This is a genomic window from Aneurinibacillus aneurinilyticus ATCC 12856, from assembly GCF_000466385.1.
GTDB lineage: Bacteria > Bacillota > Bacilli > Aneurinibacillales > Aneurinibacillaceae > Aneurinibacillus > Aneurinibacillus aneurinilyticus.
The window spans coordinates 1-6393 of record NZ_KE952790.1 but is presented as its reverse complement, the minus strand read 5'-3'; the positions used below and the strand labels follow the sequence as shown (position 1 = coordinate 6393).

The 6393-nt window shown below is 41.4% G+C and carries 16 protein-coding genes; all 16 read right to left on the bottom strand.

The window, feature by feature from the left end; all coding sequences use genetic code 11:
• Positions 1-71: 71 nt before the first annotated feature.
• Positions 72-755, bottom strand: coding sequence for a helix-turn-helix domain-containing protein (locus HMPREF0083_RS12635; protein WP_021621796.1), 684 nt, complete (start codon positions 753-755; stop codon positions 72-74).
• A 50-nt stretch (positions 756-805) separates the two neighbouring features.
• Positions 806-1117 carry a S4 domain-containing protein gene (locus HMPREF0083_RS12630; RefSeq protein ID WP_040302623.1) on the bottom strand — a complete coding sequence of 104 codons (312 nt, stop codon included), beginning with the start codon at positions 1115-1117 and terminating at the stop codon, positions 806-808.
• A gap of 225 nt (positions 1118-1342) precedes the next feature.
• Positions 1343-1546 carry a hypothetical protein gene (locus HMPREF0083_RS12625; protein ID WP_021621794.1) on the bottom strand — a complete coding sequence of 68 codons (204 nt, stop codon included), beginning with the start codon at positions 1544-1546 and terminating at the stop codon, positions 1343-1345.
• 62 nt (positions 1547-1608) lie between these two features.
• Complete coding sequence (locus tag HMPREF0083_RS12620) at positions 1609-1938, bottom strand: hypothetical protein (protein WP_021621793.1); 330 nt, start codon at positions 1936-1938, stop codon at positions 1609-1611.
• A gap of 2 nt (positions 1939-1940) precedes the next feature.
• Complete coding sequence (locus HMPREF0083_RS12615; RefSeq protein ID WP_021621792.1) at positions 1941-2168, bottom strand: hypothetical protein; 228 nt, start codon at positions 2166-2168, stop codon at positions 1941-1943.
• Positions 2169-2466: 298 nt separating this feature from the next.
• Positions 2467-2802: a BC1872 family protein gene (locus tag HMPREF0083_RS12610; protein WP_021621790.1), complete on the bottom strand. Its 336-nt coding sequence runs from the start codon at positions 2800-2802 to the stop codon at positions 2467-2469.
• 6 nt (positions 2803-2808) lie between these two features.
• Positions 2809-2976: a hypothetical protein gene (locus HMPREF0083_RS28065; protein WP_021621789.1), complete on the bottom strand. Its 168-nt coding sequence runs from the start codon at positions 2974-2976 to the stop codon at positions 2809-2811.
• A 15-nt stretch (positions 2977-2991) separates the two neighbouring features.
• The gene (locus HMPREF0083_RS28060; protein WP_021621788.1) at positions 2992-3162 is read right to left on the bottom strand and encodes a hypothetical protein; all 171 of its coding nucleotides are present in this window, start codon (positions 3160-3162) and stop codon (positions 2992-2994) included.
• Positions 3162-3419: a hypothetical protein gene (locus tag HMPREF0083_RS12605; protein ID WP_021621787.1), complete on the bottom strand. Its 258-nt coding sequence runs from the start codon at positions 3417-3419 to the stop codon at positions 3162-3164. Before HMPREF0083_RS12605 ends, HMPREF0083_RS28060 begins: the two co-directional genes overlap by 1 nt.
• A complete protein-coding gene (locus HMPREF0083_RS12600; RefSeq protein WP_021621786.1) occupies positions 3406-3867 on the bottom strand; it encodes an HNH endonuclease in 462 nt (153 codons plus the stop codon). Before HMPREF0083_RS12600 ends, HMPREF0083_RS12605 begins: the two co-directional genes overlap by 14 nt.
• Positions 3868-4010: 143 nt before the next feature.
• Positions 4011-4748, bottom strand: coding sequence for an antA/AntB antirepressor family protein (locus HMPREF0083_RS28745; RefSeq protein WP_021621785.1), 738 nt, complete (start codon positions 4746-4748; stop codon positions 4011-4013).
• A 39-nt stretch (positions 4749-4787) separates the two neighbouring features.
• Positions 4788-5048, bottom strand: coding sequence for a hypothetical protein (locus HMPREF0083_RS12585; RefSeq protein ID WP_040302621.1), 261 nt, complete (start codon positions 5046-5048; stop codon positions 4788-4790).
• Positions 5049-5127: 79 nt separating this feature from the next.
• A complete protein-coding gene (locus HMPREF0083_RS12580) occupies positions 5128-5463 on the bottom strand; it encodes a hypothetical protein (RefSeq protein WP_040302619.1) in 336 nt (111 codons plus the stop codon).
• 66 nt (positions 5464-5529) lie between these two features.
• Positions 5530-5655 carry a hypothetical protein gene (locus tag HMPREF0083_RS29760; RefSeq protein ID WP_021621782.1) on the bottom strand — a complete coding sequence of 42 codons (126 nt, stop codon included), beginning with the start codon at positions 5653-5655 and terminating at the stop codon, positions 5530-5532.
• 33 nt (positions 5656-5688) lie between these two features.
• The gene (locus tag HMPREF0083_RS12575) at positions 5689-5994 is read right to left on the bottom strand and encodes a hypothetical protein (protein ID WP_021621781.1); all 306 of its coding nucleotides are present in this window, start codon (positions 5992-5994) and stop codon (positions 5689-5691) included.
• 86 nt (positions 5995-6080) lie between these two features.
• Positions 6081-6311, bottom strand: a complete 231-nt coding sequence (locus tag HMPREF0083_RS12570) for a hypothetical protein (RefSeq protein WP_040302624.1) — start codon at positions 6309-6311, stop codon at positions 6081-6083.
• Positions 6312-6393 lie beyond the last annotated feature (82 nt).

Here is a 6393-nt window from a genome sequence, read left to right as displayed (position 1 = left end):
GTGTCGGAGGTGTCGGAGGTGTCGGAAGTGTCGGTTTTTAACACCCGTTGCAAGAAAACAAGGCGTTCTCACTAGGAGAGCGCCTTTTCTTTCCCTTTCTTTTCCTCATCATAGATAACCCAAGCTAGATTTTTCACAACCTCAAGCTTTAATTCCTGTGCTCTTGTACGTGATACCCCGACCTCTTTTGCGATATCTTTCATCTTCTGGCCATCCATAATGCCCTCAAGGACAATCTGTTCTTTTTCAGATAGGTTGTTCTTTTCCGCAAACGCATCAACCCGCTTCACCTTGTTTTCAAAACGCTTTAATCGTCCATTTAGCCGCTCCCATGCTTTCAGGTTATTACGGGCTGCTCTAAACACAGGATCACTATTTCCACCCTTTGCCTTTGGTAATGTTGCTTCAATACCGTACTGGGCCGTTCCTGCTGCCAAACCATTAGTTGTATTTATTCCGGCTTGAATTTTTTCCTGTAATTTTTTGATTTGCTGCGTCATCCAGTAATACCCGTCTAATTCATCTTGGGCAACATGGAGCAATTCGAGTGCCGGTTCCAAGCTGGTAAAGGCTATTTGTCCATCATCATCTATCCACTGTTCTGTTTCTTCATCTTCCCATTGTTGGCACGAAGTAATTTGTCCGATGTGCATATCATGGATCCGACACTTCGCACTTTTCCCCCAGTGGGTACCAGGGCACTTACTGCATACAGATTCAATATATTGGTGATTTGGATTGATTGTGGTTTGCATAAAACCGCCTCCTGAGTATTTTTTGTTATGCTAGCGCTGATCTATCTCCGTTATCGCCTTGTTTGCTTCATCACTCCGCCTACACGCTTCCAAGTCGGATGATGCATCATCTGCTCTGTCTTTCTGAATTCACTTTCGTCCCTTTCATCTTTCCGTGGGTATACCATCTTGCCATCCAATATGTGTACACGCCTTGTCATTCGCCTTCCTAGCGTGATGGTGTATACGCCATCCTTTAACTTGTGATCGACGTCCTTTATAAGCTGTTCATTTATCCTTACTGCACCTTGATGTACCATTCGTCGTGCCTCCCCGTTCGTTGCACATATCCTTGAATGAGTTAAAACAGCAAGTATATTCATCCTTGTATCCCCCTTTTCAAATAAAAAGAGAACACCGCCTCTAATAAGCCTGTAGCAAGGCATATAACCTCGCTTGAGCTTAGTAAAAGTGGTGTCCTCCAATGTTTGGTCAGACGTATATTTTTATGGGTTATCGGATTCATTTTCTTGTGGTGGCTCAAAAAAGAAGGAATTCTTGCCGTACCCCAATTACAGTGAATTCTTGAAGTGATAATAAGTCGTTCGTCAAACTAACCACTCAGTAAGATAGTCCATTTTACATTCACCACAGTAATGCACATTCTGATTTTCGCTATGTTTATTGCGTTTAGCAGGTACAAAATCTTCATCACTAAACAATGCTCGTATATATGGTTGCTTTACTTCAATTGCTTCAATGTCTTCAGAATCAATAAATTTCTTACAATGGTCACAACAATAAGCCATCATTTCCACCAACTCCTTTTATGCTTTCTTATACAGTTCGAATTATTATGTTTTTGTCAATTATTCTACCACCGCCGATACCTGAAGCCTGTGAAGGCGCGCATTTCCGGTCCTTGTTCTTCTCTTAAGTCATCCCCGAACACTTGGCATCTACCGCCCCATGTCCGGCCTGTTGTCTCGCATTTGATTGTTGAGTCCTTTTTTATATTGGTAACTCGGACGGAATAAGCGACACGGCCATCATAAACAAAGTGCATCCGGCTACCTAGTTTCAATTCTTTCGGTATGCGCGATAGCGTCCAAACCTTTTGTAATTCCGGATCCTGTTTTATCTCTTCGACTTCTTTGGCAAAATTCTCATATTCGCTCTTAGGTACCGCTACAACAATATCCATTGCTACCTCTTTCTCCGGATTCTGCCTGGAATACGTAGTGTCTCTTTACTTACAATGTCTACGACTTCACCATCAACTATTACAAGCTCTACTGTTCCATAGAGAGGAGCTTTGACCTCATATGCAGCTATTCCCGTTGTTAAATAAAGCTTGTCCTTGCCTTCTGTATTTAAAGGGATTTTTGCCTCTTTTGCTTGTAGATTATTTGCGATTTCAAGTAGATCGGCCATCTGTATTCCCCCGCTCTGTGATATAATTAAAGTGTCTATATGAGCAGGTATTTTCCCCTCTTCGGTTGCCTCCGTTGAGGGGAATTTTTTTATTTGTAACTTTGTCCTTACTCCACCGTAATGTATAGTAGAGTTTCCCTGTTTAACCCTTACAGTTGGCGGACTGTGAGGGCTTTTTATGTTTAATTTCTCAAATGTAGGGAAATATATTTGTAGGTAATAGCAACATGATTGACTCCCTTTAGCGGCGCCCCCTTCTTTATGGAGGGGGGTATTTCTTTATTGCATTTCGAACAGTTCATTTCTCTCCACCCTCCCATCCAACGGCTTCTAATGCTGCAAGGCATATAGCAAGTGGCGCTTCCGCTTGAACCTGTATTTTTGCTGTTTCTGGCAAATATCCACGACATACCCATTTTCCAAAACTAGTAGGCATTAACCCAAGCTGATAGCGGTCTTGCATCTTCTCCAACACTTGCCAAGCATCTGTTATATTGGTCGAAGGTTTGAAGTTTGAATGCCGTGGAACGGGACCCAATTCGTGTTTTGTGTAGAACATTTCAAGAAACTCATCATATTCCCAACCGAAAACTTTATTTGCGACAAGAATATCTAATTCACGGCCTGCTTTCATTTCCCCTCATCCCTTCTTTTTGCTTTGTTGTGCTATATATCCGTACCAAACTTCCCCGACAATTTTCTGTGTTACGTCAGCAATATCATGTACCTTTTCGCCCCGTTCCAGCATATTTAGAACTGCTATAGCAATTATTTGTTGCTGTGAATCATCTTTCAAGGCAAGTTTCATTGCTCCTCATCCTTTCTAAAAATCAGGTTCATCAGACAGCTTCAGCTTGTCCCAAAACGGATCAATTTGCTTTTCGCTATCAGCGATCACCTCAATGTATCCTTTTCCATCACAGGCCGGACACTCATGTCCTCCTGTACGTCCTTCTCCATTGCATAAGCTGCATGTCTGTCTCTTGATGTTCACTATTTGTCACGCTCCACAATATATATTTCAATCGCTTCAAACCAGTTGATAAAGCGCCCGGTTTCTCTTCTTACTCGGTTATATACATCCCATATCTCTTCATCCCAACGTTCCGCATCTTTTTTGGTCCATTTGAGGCCCATCTCTTTTAATTCTCTTGGGGAATAGATTTTATCAGGTACTTGTTCTGAAATAGTTTGCTGCGCTAACTGGAATATATCCATTTGTTCTACTTGTTCACGCTCAGTTACTTGCATGAGCATTCACCGCTTTCTTATCTTTCCATTTCACTTCTTCTCCCATGGCCTTATGTCGCTTGATATGGCATTCTTGGCAGAGTATGACGAGATTATCTACATAGTTGCTACCGCCATCGATGCGAGGGACAATATGATGAGCATGTAAACTTTGATTAAACTTTTTTATGTGCTCTAGGTTTGTCATTCCGCAATCCTGACAGGTTTTCTTATCACGCTCTAGCGCCTTCTTCCTTTGCCGTTGGAAGTCTTCAGGCCAGTAGATAACGTCTAACCATTCGTCGCGGTGTTCTTGGCAGCAGAAACGTTTCCGTTTGTCGTTCAGCTCTACACCACACCACCGGCAGTTGAGAAAGGTATCCTCATCACGCATACGCTCTTTCGGAAGCGGATAGGTTATATTGTTGCCTCTCTTCTCAATGAATGAGGAGCCGCCTTTTCTTTTCATCCTTTGTTCCCCTTCCCATATGTTCTATATTTCATCCGTTCATAATCTTGTGTTATATTCTTTAGTGAGCCTTGGGGTGGGACCAAGGCTCGGGTTTATTTATAACGTTTCTTTAACTTGGCCGGTCTTTGACCGGCTCTTTTTTATGCTGCCAAACGTGGACGCCAAGCCTGTACATATTTCATCGCTTCTTCAAAATCGCATCGGCGTATATCCCGGTAACTGGCGACAGCAAAGCAATCTTTGATGGAACGGTGGATCTGGCTGTATAGCTTCCTCTTTACTTTTACAAGGTCAGGAGTAATATAATTCTGTTCATCGAATCCTAGTTGTTGAAATTCGGCCCGATCAGCTAAATCAAGTACCCGACGATTGATTGCTTTTTGTAGTGCATACTGCTCATGATGCTGTAGGGTGATTTGTTCTTCTACCTTACGGGTTACTTCTGTAAGTCTCTGCTCTACTGATTCAAGCCGTTCCTCATGTTCAAGTGCTGATTTTAGGAGCTCCATGCGTACCTGACGCTCATCGAGAGGAATGACATTGTTCTTTACTTCTTTGGCCAGCCTTTCCATTTCAATGAAGTATTTGCGTACTTGTCGCCCTCGTTCATTGTTTTCTACCATTGATATTTCTTTGGCTGTATCCATAGTGAGAAGATATTCAACAGAAGGGCGGCCACCCTGACTTTTTCCCGGAATTGTGAAAAAGTCCTCACCAGCTTCGAATCCGTACTTTTCAATGCGTCGCTGAATCCATTGAGAAAACTTATCCTCTACTCCAAGGAATCCATGAAGCTCACGGCCATTGATTAATCGTTGGTTATCTTCAGTTGCGTACACTGGGATTAGCTCGTTTGCAATTACGCGAAGGTTACTCACTGTATCCTCTCCTTTTTTGTTTAAATGCTGAAGTGCGAATTAATTTAGTGCTAGGAAATGCTCCATTTTACTCTCGTACAGACAAACCTCAACCTCATTGCCATCCTCTAAACGAAATATTAAATCGTAATGCGGTTCTGGGTCCCTCGGTAGATACATCCCCATTGATTCGACTACACCATTAGTGCCTTTTTTAATAACTAAAGTGTCAATTATTTCACCATCGTCATCATACTTATAAACCTCAAAATCTTCTTTTGCTTCAACGTTTTCAACATCTTCGAACTTAAATCCAACCATTATTTCTCCTCCGTTAGTGAGCAAATGACTTTTCGCGATATGAATTACGAAATATAAATGTTTACTACTATCGCTCTTATTACTCTTGTGGCTGTTTATGTTCATAGATTTTTACAAGTTTATTGACTTCATCATTTACATAGCCGATTTGCGCGATGTTATCAGGAAACGAATAGTGATCTTCTTTGAAAAATTCAATGAGCTTACCGATAATTTCCCTATCAAAATCATTAGGAAGATAAATAGTCAAACCGTCGCAATAAGCATCTGGGATAAGTGATAAAATATCGTCATAGGGCATATTGTTCACTGTCCGGCCGTATTCAAATTGGTGAAAAATCAGTATCCTATGTTTTGTTTTTATTGGCGTTCTCCCAGTCAGATATTTACCGGTGTATTTGAGTCTAACTCGCATGTGGATTTCCCCTTCGCTTTTTAGCACTACGATAACAAAAATCTTGGTTTTCGCAATAAAGCCGTATTACGCTTCTAATTTACTCATGATAGATTCATACAAATGAATATCCTCATCTGCTACATTCGCCCCATCCTGGAATGTGTCACGTAAAACAAGTGCGAGCCACTTCTTTTCTTCTGTCGCTAGCATAGTTTCATTCCTCCTTTTCGTAATAATGCTGAATTACGCACTTTTTTTATGGTTCTTTTGAAAATATCGCGTATATAAGTCCATGTTAATTCCCGACCATTCTTCGAATTCTTTATCCCATTTTTTATAGTACCTAAGTATTTCTGTAGTTAAATCAAACTTGCTCCAATCTTGGTCGTACCACCATGAACCAAACTCATTGATGTATTTTCTTTCAACGAAATTTGCAAGTGTCTTATCGATAATGCGAAAGTACACAGGCTTTAGCTTTGTGAAATCCCCGTTGTTTATCTGCTTGGCTACTATCTTAAAAACCTTTTTAAGCTGACGTTTTTTCATTCTGCCCCTTCCTTTCTGTACCGTTTTCTATCGTTGCAACCGTTCTACAATTTGGATGCGTTTTTTGCAACCGAACGCATCTTGCGCTATACAGCTTGTCCGAATACCTTACTGCCATGCATCTCAATTTTCTTTTTCTCAGCCTGATCAATCACCAATATGGCTACTTCATTTACATGACGACCAAGCGATTTAGATATGTTTATCAGGGATTCCCCTACTTCCCACATCTCCCTGAACCGTTTGACTTCATCTCTTCCCCAGCAGAAGTCATAATCTTCGCAAGCCATATAGATGTGTTTTCTTTCTTTTTGCATGTAAGCTTCGCCTGGTTTCTTTTCACGTTTATTCAGTTGCCTTCCCCTCCCTCTTCCGCTTACACCCATGCCCTACACCTTC

Coding starts and splice junctions, on each gene's coding strand:
- HMPREF0083_RS12570 (WP_040302624.1), bottom strand. CDS start 6,311: ATGCAAAAAGAAAGAAAACACATCTATATGGCTTGCGAAGATTATGAC.
- HMPREF0083_RS12585 (WP_040302621.1), bottom strand. CDS start 5,048: ATGGTTGGATTTAAGTTCGAAGATGTTGAAAACGTTGAAGCAAAAGAA.
- HMPREF0083_RS12635 (WP_021621796.1), bottom strand. CDS start 755: ATGCAAACCACAATCAATCCAAATCACCAATATATTGAATCTGTATGC.
- HMPREF0083_RS28065 (WP_021621789.1), bottom strand. CDS start 2,976: ATGAAACTTGCCTTGAAAGATGATTCACAGCAACAAATAATTGCTATA.
- HMPREF0083_RS29760 (WP_021621782.1), bottom strand. CDS start 5,655: ATGCTAGCGACAGAAGAAAAGAAGTGGCTCGCACTTGTTTTACGTGAC.
- HMPREF0083_RS12620 (WP_021621793.1), bottom strand. CDS start 1,938: ATGGATATTGTTGTAGCGGTACCTAAGAGCGAATATGAGAATTTTGCC.
- HMPREF0083_RS12575 (WP_021621781.1), bottom strand. CDS start 5,994: ATGAAAAAACGTCAGCTTAAAAAGGTTTTTAAGATAGTAGCCAAGCAG.
- HMPREF0083_RS12610 (WP_021621790.1), bottom strand. CDS start 2,802: ATGAAAGCAGGCCGTGAATTAGATATTCTTGTCGCAAATAAAGTTTTC.
- HMPREF0083_RS12615 (WP_021621792.1), bottom strand. CDS start 2,168: ATGGCCGATCTACTTGAAATCGCAAATAATCTACAAGCAAAAGAGGCA.
- HMPREF0083_RS12600 (WP_021621786.1), bottom strand. CDS start 3,867: ATGAAAAGAAAAGGCGGCTCCTCATTCATTGAGAAGAGAGGCAACAAT.
- HMPREF0083_RS12630 (WP_040302623.1), bottom strand. CDS start 1,117: ATGAATATACTTGCTGTTTTAACTCATTCAAGGATATGTGCAACGAAC.
- HMPREF0083_RS12580 (WP_040302619.1), bottom strand. CDS start 5,463: ATGCGAGTTAGACTCAAATACACCGGTAAATATCTGACTGGGAGAACG.
- HMPREF0083_RS12605 (WP_021621787.1), bottom strand. CDS start 3,419: ATGCAAGTAACTGAGCGTGAACAAGTAGAACAAATGGATATATTCCAG.
- HMPREF0083_RS12625 (WP_021621794.1), bottom strand. CDS start 1,546: ATGATGGCTTATTGTTGTGACCATTGTAAGAAATTTATTGATTCTGAA.